18 protein-coding genes and 1 tRNA gene are annotated in these 17663 nt (G+C 68.0%); 8 read left to right on the top strand and 11 right to left on the bottom strand.

Annotated features, from left to right (window positions below):
• Positions 1 to 65: 65 nt before the first annotated feature.
• A complete protein-coding gene (locus BLS81_RS05725; RefSeq protein WP_093221981.1) occupies positions 66 to 947 on the bottom strand; it encodes a LysR family transcriptional regulator in 882 nt (293 codons plus the stop codon).
• A 97-nt stretch (positions 948 to 1044) separates the two neighbouring features.
• Between BLS81_RS05725 and bla the strand changes: the two genes are divergently transcribed.
• Positions 1045 to 1917, top strand: coding sequence for a subclass B3 metallo-beta-lactamase (gene bla, locus BLS81_RS05720; protein WP_093221979.1), 873 nt, complete (start codon positions 1045 to 1047; stop codon positions 1915 to 1917).
• A gap of 34 nt (positions 1918 to 1951) precedes the next feature.
• Here the strand turns inward: bla and BLS81_RS05715 are convergent, their stop codons facing one another.
• The 6 genes from BLS81_RS05715 to moaA all read right to left on the bottom strand — a co-directional run bounded on the left by BLS81_RS05715 (position 1952) and on the right by moaA (position 8890).
• Positions 1952 to 2977, bottom strand: a complete 1026-nt coding sequence (locus BLS81_RS05715) for a LacI family DNA-binding transcriptional regulator (protein ID WP_143023303.1) — start codon at positions 2975 to 2977, stop codon at positions 1952 to 1954.
• Positions 2978 to 3003: 26 nt separating this feature from the next.
• Positions 3004 to 4005, bottom strand: coding sequence for an esterase-like activity of phytase family protein (locus tag BLS81_RS05710; protein ID WP_176787052.1), 1002 nt, complete (start codon positions 4003 to 4005; stop codon positions 3004 to 3006).
• 93 nt (positions 4006 to 4098) lie between these two features.
• The gene (locus tag BLS81_RS05705) at positions 4099 to 6351 is read right to left on the bottom strand and encodes a TonB-dependent receptor (protein WP_256326089.1); all 2253 of its coding nucleotides are present in this window, start codon (positions 6349 to 6351) and stop codon (positions 4099 to 4101) included.
• 623 nt (positions 6352 to 6974) lie between these two features.
• Positions 6975 to 7049, bottom strand: a tRNA-Asn gene (locus BLS81_RS05700).
• A 55-nt stretch (positions 7050 to 7104) separates the two neighbouring features.
• A complete protein-coding gene (locus tag BLS81_RS05695; protein WP_093221970.1) occupies positions 7105 to 7893 on the bottom strand; it encodes an NAD kinase in 789 nt (262 codons plus the stop codon).
• 1 nt (position 7894) lies between these two features.
• Entirely contained in the window at positions 7895 to 8890 is a 996-nt protein-coding gene (gene moaA / locus BLS81_RS05690; RefSeq protein ID WP_093221968.1) for a GTP 3',8-cyclase MoaA, read from the bottom strand.
• Positions 8891 to 9019: 129 nt separating this feature from the next.
• On the opposite strand from moaA, the gene BLS81_RS05685 reads away from it, so the two are divergent.
• On the top strand, positions 9020 to 11029 hold the full coding sequence (locus BLS81_RS05685; protein WP_256326088.1) for a putative bifunctional diguanylate cyclase/phosphodiesterase: 2010 nt from the start codon (positions 9020 to 9022) through the stop codon (positions 11027 to 11029).
• A 146-nt stretch (positions 11030 to 11175) separates the two neighbouring features.
• Positions 11176 to 11859: a trimeric intracellular cation channel family protein gene (locus BLS81_RS05680; RefSeq protein WP_176787050.1), complete on the top strand. Its 684-nt coding sequence runs from the start codon at positions 11176 to 11178 to the stop codon at positions 11857 to 11859.
• A gap of 4 nt (positions 11860 to 11863) precedes the next feature.
• Here the strand turns inward: BLS81_RS05680 and BLS81_RS05675 are convergent, their stop codons facing one another.
• Complete coding sequence (locus BLS81_RS05675; protein WP_093222917.1) at positions 11864 to 12862, bottom strand: 2-hydroxyacid dehydrogenase; 999 nt, start codon at positions 12860 to 12862, stop codon at positions 11864 to 11866.
• Between the two features lie 95 nt (positions 12863 to 12957).
• Between BLS81_RS05675 and BLS81_RS05670 the strand changes: the two genes are divergently transcribed.
• From BLS81_RS05670 to BLS81_RS05650, 5 genes are read left to right on the top strand one after another with little or no spacing between them, the layout of a single operon-like run.
• Positions 12958 to 13449: an SH3 domain-containing protein gene (locus BLS81_RS05670; protein WP_093221963.1), complete on the top strand. Its 492-nt coding sequence runs from the start codon at positions 12958 to 12960 to the stop codon at positions 13447 to 13449.
• A 47-nt stretch (positions 13450 to 13496) separates the two neighbouring features.
• Complete coding sequence (locus BLS81_RS05665) at positions 13497 to 13922, top strand: GNAT family N-acetyltransferase (protein ID WP_256326087.1); 426 nt, start codon at positions 13497 to 13499, stop codon at positions 13920 to 13922.
• A 21-nt stretch (positions 13923 to 13943) separates the two neighbouring features.
• The gene (locus BLS81_RS05660) at positions 13944 to 14249 is read left to right on the top strand and encodes a hypothetical protein (RefSeq protein WP_256326086.1); all 306 of its coding nucleotides are present in this window, start codon (positions 13944 to 13946) and stop codon (positions 14247 to 14249) included.
• On the top strand, positions 14242 to 14997 hold the full coding sequence (locus BLS81_RS05655; RefSeq protein ID WP_093221958.1) for a prepilin peptidase: 756 nt from the start codon (positions 14242 to 14244) through the stop codon (positions 14995 to 14997). Before BLS81_RS05660 ends, BLS81_RS05655 begins: the two co-directional genes overlap by 8 nt.
• Positions 14994 to 15410 carry a hypothetical protein gene (locus BLS81_RS05650; protein WP_093221954.1) on the top strand — a complete coding sequence of 139 codons (417 nt, stop codon included), beginning with the start codon at positions 14994 to 14996 and terminating at the stop codon, positions 15408 to 15410. The genes BLS81_RS05655 and BLS81_RS05650 overlap by 4 nt, the downstream gene beginning before the upstream one ends.
• Here BLS81_RS05650 and BLS81_RS05645 read toward each other — a convergent pair.
• Genes BLS81_RS05645 through BLS81_RS05635 form a run of 3 tightly spaced genes read right to left on the bottom strand, consistent with a single transcriptional unit; the run spans position 15382 to position 17620 of the window.
• Positions 15382 to 15849, bottom strand: a complete 468-nt coding sequence (locus BLS81_RS05645; RefSeq protein WP_093221951.1) for a c-type cytochrome — start codon at positions 15847 to 15849, stop codon at positions 15382 to 15384. The genes BLS81_RS05650 and BLS81_RS05645 overlap by 29 nt on opposite strands.
• The gene (locus BLS81_RS05640; protein WP_093221949.1) at positions 15846 to 17234 is read right to left on the bottom strand and encodes an MFS transporter; all 1389 of its coding nucleotides are present in this window, start codon (positions 17232 to 17234) and stop codon (positions 15846 to 15848) included. The genes BLS81_RS05645 and BLS81_RS05640 overlap by 4 nt, the downstream gene beginning before the upstream one ends.
• Positions 17231 to 17620 (bottom strand): cupin domain-containing protein, encoded by a 390-nt coding sequence (locus tag BLS81_RS05635; RefSeq protein ID WP_093221947.1) that lies wholly within the window; start codon positions 17618 to 17620, stop codon positions 17231 to 17233. Before BLS81_RS05635 ends, BLS81_RS05640 begins: the two co-directional genes overlap by 4 nt.
• Between the last annotated feature and the right edge of the window lie 43 nt (positions 17621 to 17663).

The following is a 17663-nucleotide window of genomic DNA, read 5'->3' as shown; positions in this document are numbered from 1 at the left end:
CGCATCAAGTCGGCAGGGAGCTCGACCGTGGTCTTCTATGGATGCTCATTCGGTCCGCCCGCCGACTATCCGCGTCCGGCTTGGCCGAGCTCGCCGATCATCCAGCCGCGGAAGGACCGCATCGCGGCGCCTTCCTCGCGCGAGAACAGCCGCGTCAGCCAATATCGCCCCGCGTCGATCTCGAGCGGAAACGGCTGAACCAGCCGTTCCGCCGAAAGTTCGCGAGTGAACATCGACGGCGGCGCCAGCGCGACGCCAAGGCCCGCCATCGCGGCGCCGACCATCAACGCGGAGCTGTCGAACATGGGGCCGCGCGGCGAAGGCGCGCTGATGCCGGCGGCATGAAACCAGCGGGTCCACTCATTTGCCCGGTAGGAACGCAGCAATCGTTCCTGGGTGAGAGCGGCCGCATCTGTGAGCCGCGCTGCCACCGCCGGGGCGCACAATGGGCTTAGCGGCGCGGCGGCGAGGGGCTCGGCGTGCGTACCGTGCCATGCGCCATCCCCGAACCGGATAGCGTAATCGAGTGCCTCGCCCGCGAGATCCACCCGATTGTTGTTGATCGATACGCGGACGTCGATGTGCGGAAAGTCGTGCGCGAAGGCATCGAGCCGTTCGAGCAGCCAGCCGGTGGCGAAAGTGCCGACGACCCCGACATGCAGAACCTCCTGAAAGCGCCCCGCGGCGTAGCGATCGAGCGTCGCACCCACCCGATCGAAGGCGTCCGCCAACACCGGCACCAGCGCCTGTCCGTCATCGGTCAGCGCGATCCCGCGCGGCAGGCGATGGAACAATCGCGTGCCGAGCCGCCGTTCGAGTTGCGCCACCTGATGGCTGACCGCGCCTTGGCTGACGCAGAGTTCGATCGCGGCACGCGTGAAGTTGAGGTGGCGCGCCGCGGCTTCGAAGGCGCGCAGGGCGTTGAGCGGCAATTGAGCGCGTTCCATTCCGATCCTATGAGCGGAGCTCATGGCTAAGTCGAGGGAAGATGCTTTGTCCTCTTCATCCGTGCGCCTCATTGGTTGGCGTAAAGGAGACCATGAGATGCTTATCCGATCGACCGCCGCGCTCGCCTTCCTGCTGACCGGCGCCGCATCCGCCGAGCGTGCCGCTGATCCGCTGACCCGACCGATAGCGGTCGATCGTGCGGCGGAGTGGCTTGCGCCGCGTGCGCCCGTCCGCGTCTTCGGCAACACCTATCTCGTCGGTTTCGGGGGCCTCAGCGTGGCGTTGATCGACACCGGCAAAGGGTTGATCCTGATCGATGGCGCCTTGCCGCAAGCGGCACCGGCGATCCTGGTGAATGTCAAACGGCTGGGATTTCGTCCCCGCGACATCAGATATATTTTGAGCACCGAGCCGCATTTCGACCATGCCGGCGGCCTGGCCGCGCTCGCCCGCGATACCGGGGCGGTCGTCGTGGCCAGTTCACGAGGGGCCGCGGGGCTGCGCTCCGGCCGCCTTGCCATCGACGACCCGCAGCATGGTTACGACGGCCGCTTCCCGCCCGTAGCGCGTGTGCGCGTGATCGGGGATGGCGAGGTGCTCCGCCTCGGGACGGTCGCGGTCACCGCGCGGGCCACACCGGGTCACACGTTGGGCAGTATGACGTGGACGTGGCAGTCGTGCGCGGCCGGGCGCTGCAAAGCGGTCGTCTTCGCCTCCAGCCTCAACCCGGTGTCAGCCGACAGCTACCGGTACACCGCGCGCTCCAACCAAGCGATCGTCGCGGGATATCGCCGCAGCTACGCGACGATGCGGGACATACCATGCGATATCCTCATAACGGCACACGCCGACCAGAGCGGTTCGTCCGGCCGCTTCACTTTTGGTCCCCACGCGTGCGAAACGTACGCGGAGCGGTCGAGGCGCCGTCTCGTCGCCCGCATCCGGTCCGAGAAAGGCAGTCAGCGTTGAGGGCGAACCCGTTGCCGGGCTTTTCGAAGGCCGTTCATCCCGGCTCGGACACCGACTCTCGTTCCACGACCCTGGCGGGCAGCTTCTCGACAGACAGCTCGCCGCGCTGGCCCGATATCCGCTCCAGGAGAAGCGCGACCGATCGCGCGGCGATTTCTTCGATGGGTATTTCGACCGTGGTCAGGGCCGGGCTGACGAGGCTCGCGAGGTCGATATCGTCGAAACCGACAACAGACAGGGCGCGCGGCACGTCGATGCCGTTTACCTGCGCGTGGCGCATGATGCCGATGCCGATGATGTCGGCACCCGCGAAGATCGCGGTCGCCCGCCGTTCCAGCACGGCGGCCTTGGCGCCGGGTTCGAGATCGAGCGAGAAGGAATTCTCCACTTCGAACACCAGCTCGCCCGTTTCGATCAAGCGGTCGCGGAAACCGGCGCAACGATCCCGCATGCTGACGATGTCCATCGGGCCGGACACGATGCCGACCCTCCGGTGGCCGTGGGCGAGCAGGTGATCGGCCGCGCGCCGCCCCGCATCGTAATAATCGATCGAGACGGTGTCGTAACCGGGCACGGTCCGGTCGAGGAGGATGGTCGGCGTGTTGCTGAGGATGCCGCCCGACGTGTCCTTGTCGCGAATCGAGAACCAGATGAGCCCATCGACCCGGAGCCCCACCGCCATCGCCAGCGCGTCGGCTTCCAACTCCTCGGAGCCTTCGGTGTTGGTCATGTAGATATGGTAGCCGGCCGAGCGCGCCTCGCGGAACACCGCCTGCACCAGCGCGGCGAAAAAGGGATTGCCGAGATCAGGGATGACCAGCGCGAGCATGCCCGAGCGCCCGGATTTCATCGTCCGCGCCGTCAGGTTGAGACGGAAGCCGATCCGCTTGGCGACCTCGAGCACATGCGCGCGCGTCTTCGGCCCGACCGAGCCGGTGCCGTTGATCGCGTAAGACGCGCTGGTCAGCGACACCCCCGCCTCGCGGGCGAGATCCTTTAGCGTGGGCGCTTTGGGGCGGCTCGGATTGTCCATCGGTCCTGGAGATTTGATCTTCGGCACCTCGCGTAGATAGCGCGGCGGCGGGATCAGCCAAGGCCATCTCTGGATAGCGGCGATAGTGGGGGAAGCTCGATCACCGTCAGTATGGTGGCCTCGTCGGGCGCAAAATTGTTGTCGTTGACGAGGACGAGCCGACGGTGCCGTCCATGCGCGCCGGGCCACCACGCCATGCCTTCGAGGTTGCCCGAGCCGGTGGGCATCAGCCGGTCGAAGTCGACCAGCAGGCGCTTGGTCGCGACCCTGACGCGCGAGGGATCGAGTGGTGCGGTGAGCGATACCGGATCGGCGCCGCGCAGGTAGGCGAGGTATAGGCGGCAATGGAAGGCGAAGCGGCCATCGTCCTGCTGCTCGCCCGAGCGCTCCAGCACGAGCAGCCGATCATCGTCGACCGCGAGGATCTCGCTGACGCCATTGTCGGCGAGCCGGTTCGGGCGCTGGCGTACGATCGGATCGACGCGATAGCCGATCTGCCTGGGCGGCGCACCGGGGGCGATGCGGGTAAAGCGGACCAGCGCCGCGTGATCGATGTCCGCCGCCGGCCCGTCCCGCCGCAGAGGCGCCTCCATGGCCACCCAGAGCGCGTGATCGGGCGTGAATGCCAGACCCTCGACCGTCCTGTTCGGCCGGCCGTCGGTCTTGATCGCGGCGGGAAGCGGTATGCTGTCCCGCACGCGCCCACCAGCATCGCTGATCCGCACCGCCGGCCCGAATCCATCCTCCGCGTCCCCTTCGCTCGACCAGGCGAAGCGCTGCCCGTCCGGGGTCAGGCGGATCGCCTCGCCGTCGATGGCTTCCTTGCCCGACCCCGGCGCTGGATAGACCCCTCCCCGTTCGTCGCGCAGCAGTACGGGGGCGAGGGAAGGTCGCATCCGGGTCAGGCGCAGGCGGTAAAGCCGGGCGGGTCCGTGCTGCGACTTGTCGTCGCTGATCAACAACCACGCGCGTCGCCGGCGGTCATAGTCGATCCCCGAGATACCGCCCACCGCCTCGCCGGCCGCGCTGGGAGGCAAGACGATGCGTTCGATCACCTTCGGCGCGTCCGGTGACGACGCATCCGCACTGCCGGGCAGCCATGCCGCCAGGGCGAGTAGCGCGTCGAGACAGCATGGCCGGCGCACCGCTCAGAACCGCACGCGGAACGACGCGGTCACCGTCCGTGGCGCGCCGATGAAGTAGCGCCCCAGCGAACGCCCGGGCAGGCCGGTTTCCGTCGCGGTCGCGGTCGCGCTGGTGACCGATGCGATATAGCCAATGTCGAACAGGTTATCGACGTTGAGCTGGATCGACGCCGCCTTGAGCGGCCCGATCTGCGGCAAGGTATAGCGGGCCGAGGCGCCGACCAGCGTATAGCCGGGAATGCGATCGATCGCGACTTCCTGATAGGTGGTCGGCGCGATGATGTCCCCGCCGACCCGGCTGCTGATATATTGCACATGCCCCTCCACCCGCACGCCCGCGAACGGCTTGAGGCCAGCCTCGGCATAGACGCTATGGCGCGGGATATCGCGCACGTCGCTGCCGGCGATGATGCCGACCGAGGCGAGGTTGAGCCGGTCGCGCGAGCCCGGCGCGGCGTCGTCATAGGTCGCGCGCTGATAGGAATAGGATGCGTAAAGATCGTACCACCGGCCGGTCGCCAGCCCTGTCACCTCCACGCCGTTGGTCGTCTGGCCGAGGATTGTCGCCGCCCGCGTTGCGACGTTGCCGCGCTGGATATCGATCGGATCGGTCACGGTTGGGTCGTTGGGCACGATGCCGACGCCGTTCTTCAGATGGACGTGGAAGGCCTGCACCGAAAAGGCGTAGTTTCCATTCGTGTAGCGCACCCCGCCATCGACGTTGCTCGACTGGAGCGGCTTGAGGTCGCCCGGCTGGATCATCGCCGTCGAGCCGAGGAACGCATCCTCCGGGATGCCCGAGAAATTCTTGGCATAGCCGCCGAACAGCTCGATATGCCGCACGGGCGTTAGGCTGAAGCCGAGCTTGGGCTGGACCGGCGAGTCCTGCGTGAAATCGAGGCGCGCCGCATATTCCAGCGGCGAGCGTGCCTTGTAGCGGACATGATACCAGGTCAGCCCGGCATCGATCCGCAGCATGTCGGGAATGAGCTGCACGGAATCCTGACCATAGACCTCCAACGTCGAGATCGAGGTCGAGCGGTCATACAGCACGTAGGAGGGCCGGCCGCCCTGCCATGACAATCGTGTGGTCGAGGGCACGATCGGGAAGTAGTCGCGTTCCTCCGTCGATGTACCGCCGTCGTACCAGACGCCGACGCGGACGGTGTTGCGCGGGATCAGGTCGCTCACCTTCAGTTCGGCGGTGGCGCCATAGCGCTCGCGTGTGCGGGGTGTGACGCGCATGTCGGCCGGGCCGCCATAGACATTCGGATTGGAGGTGGTGGCGAGCGCCGGGCGGATAGCGCCGCCGGTCGCGTTATAGCCGAGCACGGCATAAGGATCGTTGCCGGCGAGCTGACGGTGGCGGTTCTGGTAGCTGAGCGAATAACCGTCGAGTGTCTGGTAATACGGATTGACGGTGACCGTCACGTGATCGCCGGCGACGAGCTTGCCGTTGACATAGGCCAGGAAGTCGCGACGCGCGCCGCCGAACGTGCCGCCATAGTTCAGATCCTGATTGGGTATGCCGGTCAGCGCGTCGCTTAGATAATCGCTCTTCGGATTGGCCCTGAACTGCGCCAGCGTGACGATGTTGAAGTCGTTGTCGAACTGGCTGTTGTACGACACCCGCGCCTTGAGGAAGGAGCCATTGTCGAAGCGCTTCACCGCCTTGAACTCGCCGTGGTCGCGGTAAGCGCGTCGCGCGTTCGGGCCGGCCCAGATGTCGTTATATTGATGCGAATAGCTGGCGTACATCGAGACATTGCCGGTCAGCTCGCCGGTATCCACCCGCAAATATTCGCGCGTGAAGGCGTTGCTGCCCACGCCGGCCTCGGCCGTGATCGCCGCCGCGCTGGCCGGGTCGTCAGTGCGGAAATCGATGAAGCCGCCTAGCGCGAAGCGGGACGGCGCGCCGATGTCACCCGCGCTCTGCGACACGACAATGCTGCCGACGTTGCTCGGCTCGATGAAGCGCTGAGGCGGCGATCCGCCGTTGAAGCGCGCGTCGCCTGTGGGGATACCGTCGAGCGTCAGGCCGATCTGCTCCTTGTTGAGTCCGCGCAGGAACAATTCGAAAGAGAAGGAACCGCCACGCGCGTCGCCGGTCGAGACCTTGACGCCGGGCACTTTGGCCAAGCTCTGGGTGATGTCTGCGCCGAGCGGCCGGTCCTCTATGTCGTTGCGGTCGAGATTGAAGGTCGCACGCGCGCTGCCGGCGCCAAGCTTGCGCCCGGTGACGACGATGTCCGGCAACTCTTGCGCTGATCGGTCGATAGCGGGCGGGGCGGGGGCCGCATCCTGCGCGCGAGCGGGCTGGGCGAGGCAAACCGCCACAACCCCGATTGCGGCCTCCCACAGCGAAGTCCGCGAACTGCTCGAAATGATCATCATGCCTCCCGTGATTCGATTCGAGAGCGCAAGTGACACCGGTCTGTTACTGCTATGTGAAACGTTTCATTTATTGTCGGCTTTGCGGGTCGCCGCTGGTTACCAAAGCGGTAACGATCAGACTGGCGCTGTCGGCTTCGGAAAAGGAAGTCGCGGCCCTGGGGGCGGGGGGCGGCATTTCACACCAACCCCCGTGCCTTGGGACGCCGACAGGAGCGAGCAAATTATCGAGCTTGCCAACCCTGCCCGACGATGGATGCGGCTGTTCGCTGGCACCACGCCGGCAAATTTGAAAGGACCCAGCATGGACTCGCCGCGCCGAGCGTTCTTCGCTGAAATGCCAGTTCGGGCATTCGGAGAACTACTCGTAAAATCGCGGCTCGACGCGTCTGATAGCGGAACGGCGACGTCGTAGTGCGTGTAATAACGGCGGTTCATTCCGTGCGTCGCACCGCCGCTTGGAACCACGCATTTCTGCGGGTTTCCGCTGGCTCCCTGAGTTGGATTCGAACCAACGGCCGCTCGATTAACAGTCGAGAGCTCTACCGCTGAGCTATCAGGGAACAGCGTGGAGGCGCTCTATAACCGGCTGAAACGGCGATGCAACCCCTCTTTTGATCATGCGACGAATTGCTCCATCGTGATGCGGTCGTCCAGCGCGTGTTCGGGGTCGAACAGTAGGGTCAGTTCGCGCGAGCGGTCGATCGCGATTTCGACCGAGGCGACGTCGCGCACCTCGCGCTGGTCGGCGACGGCGCTTACGGGGCGCTTGCCCGGATCGAGCACGCGCACGACGATCCGCGCCTTGTCGGGCAGGATCGCGCCGCGCCAGCGCCGTGGACGAAACGGGCTGATCGGGGTGAGCGCGAGCAGCGCGGAGCCGAGCGGCAGGATGGGGCCTTGCGCGGAAAGATTGTAGGCGGTCGATCCCGCCGGCGTGGCGACGAGAATCCCGTCGCACGCCAGTTCGGGCAGTACGACCCGGTCGTTGACGGTGACTTCGAGGTTCGCGGTCTGCCGTGTCTCGCGCAGCATCGATACTTCGTTGATCGCGGGGAGCGTGTGGACCGCACCGTCTATCGTGGTCGCGGTCATCGACAGCGCGGTGACCTTGAAGGGCTTGGTGCGGGCGAGCCTTCCGTCGAGATCGAAATGACGCCACTCGTTCATCAGGAACCCGACCGTGCCGAGATTCATGCCGAACACCGGGATCGGCGGCTTGCGGCGTTCCAGTATCGCGTGCAGCGTCTGGAGCATGAAACCGTCGCCGCCGAGCGCTACGATCAGGTCCGCCTCTTCCGGTGCCACCCAGTCGTATGAATCGGCAAGCGCGGCGGCGGCCTCTTGCGCGGGCGCGGTTGGCGAGGCGACGAGCGCCCGCTTCTGTGGCGCGGCACCGTGGTCCATCTCAGCCGCCGGTCACGCTCATGTGGCGCGCGACGGCGGGGGCCGCTGCGGCGATGTCGAAGTCGTGGCGTTCGGGCTTGCTCGCCATCGCCGAATCGAGCGCGGCGTCCAGCGCGCCGACGCCGTCCGTGCGCAGCACCCGCTTCAAATCGACGCAATCGTCATGGCCGAGGCAGGTGTAGAGCAACCCCTCCGTGGTCAGCCGCACGCGGTTGCAGGTAGCGCAGAAATTGCCCGTCAGCGGCGAGATTAGTCCCAGCCGGGTCTTGGTGCCGTCGACGCGCCAATAGCGGGCCGGTCCGCCGCTGCCACGCGGATCGCGTTCCAGCGCGAAGCGCGCGGCGAGATCGTCGAACACCGCCGTCAGCGGCAGGAAGCGATCGGTGCGGTCCTCGTCGATCGCGCCCATCGGCATCGTCTCGATGAGCGTGAGGTCGTGCCCCTGATCGACGCACCACTCCAGCATCGACACGATCTCGGCGGCGTTGAGACCCTTGAGCGCGACCATGTTGATCTTGACCGCCAGCCCGGCGGCGCGCGCCGCCGCGATGCCCGCGAGCACCTGCGAAACGTCGCCGTGCCGGGTGATGTGGCGGAAGGTCGTGGGATCGCGGCTGTCGAGGCTGACGTTGACGCGCCGCATCCCCGCCGCCGCCATCGCCTCGGCATGGTCGGCGAGGCGCGTGCCGTTGGTGGTCATCGTCAACTCGTCGAGACCGCGCCCGATATGCCGCCCGAGCCTGCGGACCAGTTCGATCACGTCGCGCCGTACCAGTGGTTCACCGCCGCTCAGCCGGATCTTGGTGATGCCGCGCGCGATGAAGTGCTCGGCGATCACCGCGATCTCTTCCAGTGTGAGCAGCGCCGCTTTGGGCAGGAAGGTCATCGCCTCGGCCATGCAATAGCGGCAGCGCAGGTCGCAGCGGTCCGTCACCGAAATGCGCAGATAGCTGATCGTGCGTCCGTGGCGATCGATCAGGGCTGCGGGCGCGGGCATCGCATGGAGCTAAGCCTTCCTGCGCCGCCGAACAAGGGGTTGCGATTTTTGCGCTTCTTCTTTGACGTGTGCCAAGGCAGAAGGGAATTTCACGGTCGATCGGGCAGCGTGGTGGGGCAGGGAACGGGCGTGGACGAAGATGGCTTGCGCATCGGCTCCGGCATCTCCGCCGGAGCTGCGCCGCTGTTCATCCTCTCGTTTCGGCAGCGTGACGAACTCGCCGCGTTGGCGGGCGCGGCAGGGTGGCAAGTCGTGGCGGCGCGGCGTGCGGCGGGGGTTGAGCGCCGCTTCCTCGCCAGTGGCTCCGCAGTCGTGGTGGTCGACGCGCGCGGCGCGCTCGACGACGGGCTCGCCAGCGCACGTACGCTGGGCGGCACGATCGAAGCGAATGGCGGCGCGATGCTGGCACTCGTCTCGCGGGGCGACCATGAGGCGATCGGCGCGCTCTACGAGGCTGGGGCCACGCATTTTCTGTCGAGCCCGTTCGGCGAGACCGAATTCATCCAGGCGCTGCGATATGCTGCGCGTCATGCCGAGCGCATGGCCGGCGAGTGGCGCGCGAGCGGCATCGCCGAGCCGCTCGGCTGGCGTTTCGATTTGGAGCCGCGCGCGATGCTGCTGACGCCGGCGTTGGCGCGGCTGCTCGGCGCCTCCGAGCGACCCGCCCGTGCCGCCATGTTGCGCCGCATCGACCCGGCGGAACGAAAGGCGGCTTTAGCGGCGTTGCGGCGCCTGTCGCCGGTGCGCCCGACGACCGCCTTCGCGCATGACATGCCCGGCATTGGCCGGGTCGTGCAGCATCTGCATTTCGACGCGGCCGCGCGACGCATCGACGCGATCGTAGAGGTGCTCGGCAGCGCGCCCGAGCCGACCGCCGAACTGCGCGAGGCGCTGGCCGGCGCGCGTGATGCCGGCAGCGCCCGGCGCTGGATCAGCCGGCGGCTGCGCGAAGGGGGTGCCGAGCCGCTCCACGCGATGCTGGTGGCGCTCAACCGCTTCGACATGGTCAATACGGCGTATGGGCGGACCGCCGGAGATACGTTGCTGCGCGCCGCGCTGAAACGGATCGAGGATGTGGTGCGCGACGTGCTTGGGCGCGGAGCTCTGATATCGCGGTTGAGCGGCTCGTCCTTCCTCGTCGCCGCGCGCGCGCCGCGCGCCCGCATCGAGTTGGTTGCGGAACGGATCGCCGGCGAACTGGCGCGGCCATTCGTCGCGGGCGACGCGATCGCCGTGCTTGGGTGTCGGATCGGGGTCGCGCAAGGCGAGATCGAGGACGACGCCGCCGCGCTCCTGCGCCGGGCCAGCGAAGCGCTCGCCGATGCGCGGGATTCGGACAGCGCCACGCTGCGCGTCGCCGAGGCGCGCGGCGACGCGGCACCGATCGACGCGCTCGCGGTGGCGCTCCATCGCGCGATCGAACGGGGCGAGATCGAGGTTCTGTTTCAGCCGCAGGTGTCGGTGTCGAGCGCTGCGATCGTGGGTGTCGAGGCGCTGGCGCGCTGGGAGCATGCCACGCTCGGCACGATCGGCGCCGAGACGCTGTTCGCCGCCGCCGCGCGTGCCGATCTCGAAATCGCGCTGTCCGACCATATCCAGCGCGTCGCGCTGGAGCGTGCCGTCGCCTGGCCGGCGGCGCTGCGCGCTCTGCGCCTTTCGCTTAATCTTACGGCCGCGGATATCGCCCGGCCGGGCTTTACGGACCTGTTTCTCGACCGGGTCGATTCGAGCGGATTTCCGCGTTCCCGGCTGACGCTGGAGATCACCGAGAGCGGGCTGATCGAGGATCTTGGCGTGGCGGCGGCGCTGCTTTCGGCGCTGCGCACCGCCGGCTGCCGGATCGCGATCGACGATTTCGGCACCGGCTATTCGAGCCTCGCCTATCTCAAGGCGCTGCCGCTCGATTACCTCAAGATCGACAAGAAGCTTGCGCAGGACATCACCGGTACGCCCCGCGACCGCGTGGTGGTGCGCGGCGTGATCGACATGGCGCGCTCGCTGGGGCTGACCGTGATCGCGGAAGGGGTGGAGACCGCCGAGCAGTTGGAACTGCTCGCGAAGGAAGGATGCCAATTATACCAGGGGTTCCTGTGCTCGGAGGCGCTGACGAGCCAGGCACTGGTCGAGTTGGTCGCGTAGGGATGTCGGGGGCGCTCGGCGTGCTGTGGCATCGTCGCGATCATGGAGCCACGCAGCGGCCTTGATTGTTGGCGGCAGTTGGTGGCTTATGCTCAGGTAAAATAGGGGAGGATTGTCATGACGCTGACCAAGCGGGCCGCGATCCTTTGAGCGACGGCGTAGATGCTCCTGTGGTGGCGTCCGCCGCACCCGTTGGTGGTCGCATCCGCGACACGGTGCTCACCACGGTGGATCTCGCCGCCACGTTCGTGCTCGCGGCCGAATGCGCGTTGGTCGGGGTGCAGGCGGATTTCGATCTGTTCGGTATTCTGGTGCTGGCCTTTGTCGGCTCGGTCGGCGGAGGCGTCATCCGCAACCTTCTGCTCGGCGAGCATCCTCCTGCGTCCTTCCGGGACTGGCGCTATGCGGCGCTGGCGCTCGCGGCGACGGTGACGATCGTCGCGGCCTCGCTTGCGCTGGGCCGGGTGGGCGATCTCACTCCACCGTTGGCGGTGGACGTGTTCGAGGGGGTCGGCCTCTCGCTCGCGGCCGTCGCGGGCGCGCGCAAGAGCCTGGATTATAAGCTCAACGGCGCCAGTGTGGTCGTGATCGCGACGGTGAATGGCTGTGGCGGCGGCATCCTGCGCGACGTGTTGAGTGCGCGGGTTCCGCGGGTGCTGGACGAGGATTTTTATGCCACCGCCGCGCTGGCGGGTGCGGCGCTGATGGTCGTGCTGATGCAGCGTTTCAAACTGCGCAAGGACGTGGCCGGCGCGATTGCCGGCCTTGCCATCTTCGCCTTGAGAACCGCCGCGCTGCTCGGAGCATGGCGGCTGCCGCATCTGCGGTGACGCGTCAGGCCCAGCCCTCAAGCACCTGATCCGGCGGACGGTGCCCGTCCGCCCAGGCGCGGATGTTGCGGATCACCTTCTCGCCCGTCGCCATTCGGCCCTCGAACGTCGCCGAACCCATGTGCGGGGTCATCACCACGTTGGGAAGCGCGAGCAGGCGCGGGTCGATCGCGGGCTCGTGCTGCCATACGTCCAGCCCGGCGCCGGCGAGCCGCCCCGCCTCCAGCGCATCGACCAGCGCCTCTTCATCGACGATGCCGCCACGCGAGGCGTTGATGAGGTACACGTGCGGGCGCAACAGCGCGATCCGCTCGGCGTCGAGCAGGTCCTTGCTGTCGGCATTGAGGGGCGTGTGGATCGTCAGAATGTCGATGCTTCCGAGCATCGCGTCGAGATTGGCGTGCCATTGCGCGCCGAGTTCGCCTTCGAGCACTTTGGGCAGACGGGATCGGTTGTGGTAATGGATCGAAAGGCCGAAGGCGCGTGCGCGCCGGGCGACCGCCTGGCCGATCCGGCCCATGCCGATGATGCCGAGCGCCTTGCCGCCGATGCGGTGTCCAAGCATCCCGCCGGGGCTCCAGCCGGTCCACTGTCCCGATCGCACCAGCTTCTCGCCCTCGGCCAGCCGGCGCGGTACGGAGACGATCAACGCCATCGTCAGGTCGGCGGTGTCCTCGGTCAGAACGCCGGGGGTGTTGGTGACGATGATGCCGCGCGCCCGCGCGGCCTTGAGGTCGATGTGGTTCACGCCCGCACCGAAATTGGCGATCAGCTTGAGCCGCTCGCCCGCGCCCGCGATCAGCCCGGCGTCGATCGTGTCGGTAACGGAGGGAACCAGCACATCGCAGGTGGCCATCGCCTCGGCGAGTTGCGCGCGCGTCATCTTGCGGTCGAAGCGGTTGAGCGTGGTGTCGAACAATTGCTCCATCCGCGCCATCACCGCTTCGGTGAGTTCGCGCGTTACGATGACCTTCGGGTGCGCGACGCGTCTCGTTTCGGGCATATATCGCGCTTGGCGAAGCAGCGGCTCCGCGTCAACGCTGTTGAAGCCTGCTTGCTGCACGCGCTAAGCAGATCGCATCCGGAGTAGGGGCGTATATGGGTTGGTTCGGCAGACGTGCGTTGATGATCGCGGCGATCGCGGTGGCCACGCCCGCGATCGGCGCGCTGGTGCAGAAGCGCACGCCATATTACGCCTCGATCTCCGCCGCGAAGGCGCGGATGCGCACCGGGCCGGGCCGCACCTATCCGGCGATCTGGCTGTACCAGCGCGCCGATCTGCCGGTGAAGGTGCTCGACGTGTACGATCACGGCAACTGGCTGAAGGTGGAAGACCCCGGTGGCACGCAGGGCTGGATGCTCGGTGCGCTCATCAAGGAGGTGCGCACCGGCTTCGTGATGGGCGCGCAGGCCGAACTGCTCGACCAGCCCGAAGCTGGCGCGCGGGTGCGCTGGCGCGCCGCCCCAGGCGTGGTCGGGCGGCTGAGCAAATGCTCGCGTGGATGGTGCTATTTCGACGTCCACGGGCAGGGCGGGTATGTCGAGGCGATCCATCTGTGGGGCGTCGAGCCCAACGAGACGTTACCCTGAACACGCCTGCGATCCGGTTCGAACGTGACGATATCTCGCGGGCGGCCGTGGTCGATCTCGTCGAGTCGCATCTGCGCGCCGCGTTCGCGAACTCTCCGCCAGGCGCGGTGTTCGCGCTCGACCTGGCGGGCCTGCGCGATCCCGCGGTGACGCTGTGGACGGCATGGGAGGGCGATGCGCTGCTCGGCATGGGCGCGCTCAAACGGCTCGACGCGGCGCATGGCGAGCTCAAGTCGATGCGTGTCGCACCCGCGCATCTGCGTCGCGGTGTCGGTCGCACGATGCTGGCGCATCTCGTCGCGGAAGGCCGAGCCTCCGGCTATCGGCGGCTGAGCCTGGAGACGGGCGCCAACCAGGCCTTCGCCGCCGCGCGGGCGATGTATGCGCAAGCCGGGTTCATCGCATGCCCGCCGTTTGCCGACTATTCCGACACCGGCTTCAGCCGCTACTTCACGCTCGATCTCGGCGCCTGAGCCGCCGAGTGACGCGGGCGCTTGCTCCATATCAATCTGGCGCGCGACGGCGTGCGGCCCTACGGCGGCGCCATGGATACACTCACCACCGCGCTGAAATGGACCGCTTCGGGCGGCGGGATGATCGCGGCGGGCATGGTGTCGCTCGATCTCGGGCGGCGGCTGACGGGATGGGGGCAGGTGCTGTTCGCGGTCTCGGCGCTCGCGTGGATCGGCGGCGCGATCCTGACGCGGGATGCGGCGCTCGGCACGCAGAACGTGGTGCTGCTGGTGATCGATCTGTTCGGGGCCTATCGCTATCTGATCCGCAAGAAGCCGAATGGCTGAGTTGCTGATCTGGCCGCTGCTGCTCGGGCTGCTCGGCGCGGTGATCGGCAGCTTCGTCGCGACGGTAGTGATCCGCTGGCCGCAGGGACGCTCGGTGGCCAGCGGACGTTCGCGGTGCGACGGATGCGACGCGGTGCTGGGCGCGCGGGATCTGGTGCCGCTGCTCAGCGCGGCGCTGGCGCGGGGCAGGTGCCGGCGTTGCGGCACGGCGATCGACCCGCTGCACTGGCGGGTGGAAGCGGTCGCGCTCGCGATCGGCGTGGCGGCAGGACTTGCGGCACCGGGGCCGGCCGCCTTGGCGGGGGCGGTGTTCGGCTGGTTGCTGCTCGCGCTCGCCGCGCTCGATGTGACCGAATTCTGGTTGCCGGACGTGCTGACGCTGACGCTGGCGGTCGCCGGCCTGGGCGCCGGGGTGATCGGGGTCATGCCGCCGCTTGCCGATCGGCTGATCGGGGGCGCGGCGGGCTTCGGCGCACTATGGTTGATCGCGGCCGCGTATCGCGCCGCGCGAGGTCGCGAAGGGCTGGGCGGGGGCGACCCCAAGATGTTCGGCGCGATTGGCCTGTGGCTTGGCTGGCGGATGTTGCCGGTGGTGCTGTTTCTCGCCGCGCTGGCCGGGCTCGCGATCGTCGCGGCCGGCGCGGTACGCGGGCGGGCGGCGCGGCTCGACGATCGTCTGCCGTTCGGCGCGCTGCTCGCGGTCGCGGCTTATCCGGCGTGGTTGTTCCTGCTAGGTTCGGGGGCATGAACGCGTCCATGATCCTCCTGCTCGCCGCCACGCAGATCGCGGGTTTGCCGCTCGACGTGCTGCCCAAGCAGGATCTGCCCGCGACCGGTTGCGCGGCGTATCTGTGGACCGCGACCGAGCAGCGCAACCTGGTTGCGGTGGCCTCCGCCGAACCGGGGCGGCTGCGTTTGTCGCTCGACGGCGCGATCATCGACCTGCCACGGACCGCGCAGCGTGGCGCGGCCAATTTCGGGCTGAGCGAGACGACCGAATATGCCGCGGCTGGTATTCACGCGACTCTCGATCTCACCATCGAGACGCGCGGCGATCTGGTGAAGGGGGCGGCGGTTCCCGATGGCGCGCTTCGGCTTGACCGCGACGGCAAGGACGGGGTGGTGGTGCCGGTCACCGGGCTGGTCGGCTGTTCGGGCTAGGCGTCGGTAACGGCAGGTTCGAGCCGTTTTCGTTGAGGAAGCGGATCACGTCGGCGCGGTCCATGCCATCGGGTAGACCCGCGAACATCATGTTGGTGCCGGGCGCGAAATGCCGGGGATCGGTGAGCCACGCGTCGAGCCGTTCGAACGTCCATACCCCGCCGACCGCCTCGAGCGCGGCGGTATAGTTGAAACGGTCACTGCCGCGCCCGATCGGCCGTCCGACCACCCCGTAGAGCGCCGGGCCGCCCCGGTCGCCCGCGCCTTGCGTGACGGTGTGGCACGCCGCGCAGCGCGAGAAGATCGCGGCACCGGTGTTCGCATCGGCCGCGGCGAGCCGCTCGGCGAGCGGTGCGCTCGACAGGCGCGGGTCGTGCTTCACGGCGGGGGCGCAGGCCGCCACGCAGCAGGCGAGCGCGAGAGACACGGTACGGATCATGGCTGGCGGGCCTTCCCATCGTCGGTTTCGAACGGCTTGGCATTGCGGATCGAGGGGCGCAGCCGCGCCACACTGCACAGACCCGCCACCACGCCCAGCCCGGCGGCGACGAGCGGCGGCGTGCGTCCGCCGCCGACCCCGAAGGCGAGCAACGTCGCGACCAACGTCGCGCCGGTGGTCTGGCCGACCTGCCGCACGGTCGAGACGAGGCTGCCCGCTGCCGCCGCGCGGTGTGGCGGCGCGGAGCCGACGATCAGCCGCGCGTTGGGGGGCAGGAACAGCCCGAAGCCCGCGCCACACAGCATCATTCGCCAGACGATGTCGACATAGGTCGCATCGGGCGGGAGGAAGGCGAGCAGGCACAGAGCGGTGACGGTGATCGTCATGCCGATCCCGCCGAGCACGCCCGCCGGCACCCGGTCCGACAGATAGCCCGCCATTGGCGCGACGAAGATGTTGGTGAGCGGCCACGGCGCGAGCGCGGCGCCGACCTCGGCCGGGCTCATGTGGAATTCATGCTGCATGCGGAAGGGGAAGGAGATCAGCAGCGTCATCGAGGCGACGAACGCGGTGTACGAACTCAGCACCGAAAGCGCGAGCACGGGGCGGGCGAGCAGGTCGATCGGCAGGATCGGGTTGGCTTCATTCCGTTCGCGCCGCACGAAGAACACGCCGATTGCGACGCCGACCGCGACGATCGCACCCGAGACGACCGGGCTGTCACCGTGGATGCCGGTCTCGGCGCCGCCGATCACCAGGCCGAACATGGCGGCACACATCACCGCGCCGAGCACGTCGAACGGTGTCTCGCGCGGCTCGGCCTTGGGAAGCGCGCGGCCGAGCAGTAACGAGCCGATCGCGAACGGCACCGCGCTTGCGAACACCCACGGCCACGGCGCGACCGCAAGCACCAGCCCGCCCAGCGTCGGCGCGAGCGCGTTCGCGCTGGTGACGACGACGGTGTTGAGCGCGAGGCCGCGTCCGAGCTGCGCCTTGGGATAGACCGAGCGGATCAGCGCCGCCGACACGCTGAGCGCGGCCGCCGCGCCGATGCCCTGCGCGGCACGCACGATCAGCAGGAACGGCAGGCTCTTGGCGAAGAAGCACAGGATGGTCGCGACGGTGAACACCATCTGCCCGATCTGGTACATCCGTTTCAGCCCGAGCCGTTCGCCGAGCGCCGCGAAGGGGAGCAGCAGCATCACCAGGATCAACTGGTAGATCGTCACGATCGACACGATCGAGGCGCTGTCGACGCGCAGATCGCGCGCGATCGTCGGCAGCGCGACGTTGGCGACGCTGCCATCGATCATGATGAGCGCCGACCCGCATGACACCGCGCCGATCGCGAGCAGGCGCCGCGGCATCGGCAGGCCATCGCTCATCGCGGCGGCGACCAGCCGGGCGGCGCCAGTTCCCAGCCGGCGAAATCGAATCCCGGCGTCACCACGCAACTCACCAGCGCCCAGCCGTGGCGCGCCTCGGCTGATTGCCAGGCGTGCGCCGGGACGAGACCCTGAGGCTGTTCCCCGCTGAGCGAGAGTTCGTCGTGCCCGATCCGCAGCGTCAGCGGCGATCCCGCGTGCCATAGCCACAGTTCGGCGGCATCGACCCGGTGCCAGTGCGAGCGTTCGCCCGCATCCAGCAGGAACAGGATCGCGGTGGCGAGCGCGCGACCGCCGTCCGGTGCGGGCTGGCGCAGCGTCTCGCGATACCAGCCGCCCTCGGGATGTGGCGACAGGCCGAGACTGGCGACGAGCGGGTGAGTCATGCCCGGCTGATATGGGCCGATACCCCGCTTGTCGAGCCGCCGC

This window comes from Sphingomonas sp. NFR15 (assembly GCF_900103265.1).
Taxonomy (GTDB): Bacteria; Pseudomonadota; Alphaproteobacteria; order Sphingomonadales; family Sphingomonadaceae; genus Sphingomonas; species Sphingomonas pollutisoli.
This window is presented reverse-complemented; position numbering and strand designations above follow the sequence as displayed.

What these genes read in the sequence shown, in the direction of transcription:
- BLS81_RS05675 (WP_093222917.1), bottom strand. Translation starts at nt 12,862, where the DNA reads ATGCCCGAAACGAGACGCGTCGCGCACCCGAAGGTCATCGTAACGCGC.
- BLS81_RS05670 (WP_093221963.1), top strand. Translation starts at nt 12,958, where the DNA reads ATGGGTTGGTTCGGCAGACGTGCGTTGATGATCGCGGCGATCGCGGTG.
- BLS81_RS05645 (WP_093221951.1), bottom strand. Translation starts at nt 15,849, where the DNA reads ATGATCCGTACCGTGTCTCTCGCGCTCGCCTGCTGCGTGGCGGCCTGC.
- BLS81_RS05635 (WP_093221947.1), bottom strand. Translation starts at nt 17,620, where the DNA reads ATGACTCACCCGCTCGTCGCCAGTCTCGGCCTGTCGCCACATCCCGAG.
- BLS81_RS05655 (WP_093221958.1), top strand. Translation starts at nt 14,242, where the DNA reads ATGGCTGAGTTGCTGATCTGGCCGCTGCTGCTCGGGCTGCTCGGCGCG.
- bla (WP_093221979.1), top strand. Translation starts at nt 1,045, where the DNA reads ATGCTTATCCGATCGACCGCCGCGCTCGCCTTCCTGCTGACCGGCGCC.
- moaA (WP_093221968.1), bottom strand. Translation starts at nt 8,890, where the DNA reads ATGCCCGCGCCCGCAGCCCTGATCGATCGCCACGGACGCACGATCAGC.
- BLS81_RS05640 (WP_093221949.1), bottom strand. Translation starts at nt 17,234, where the DNA reads ATGAGCGATGGCCTGCCGATGCCGCGGCGCCTGCTCGCGATCGGCGCG.
- BLS81_RS05695 (WP_093221970.1), bottom strand. Translation starts at nt 7,893, where the DNA reads ATGGACCACGGTGCCGCGCCACAGAAGCGGGCGCTCGTCGCCTCGCCA.
- BLS81_RS05650 (WP_093221954.1), top strand. Translation starts at nt 14,994, where the DNA reads ATGAACGCGTCCATGATCCTCCTGCTCGCCGCCACGCAGATCGCGGGT.
- BLS81_RS05725 (WP_093221981.1), bottom strand. Translation starts at nt 947, where the DNA reads ATGGAACGCGCTCAATTGCCGCTCAACGCCCTGCGCGCCTTCGAAGCC.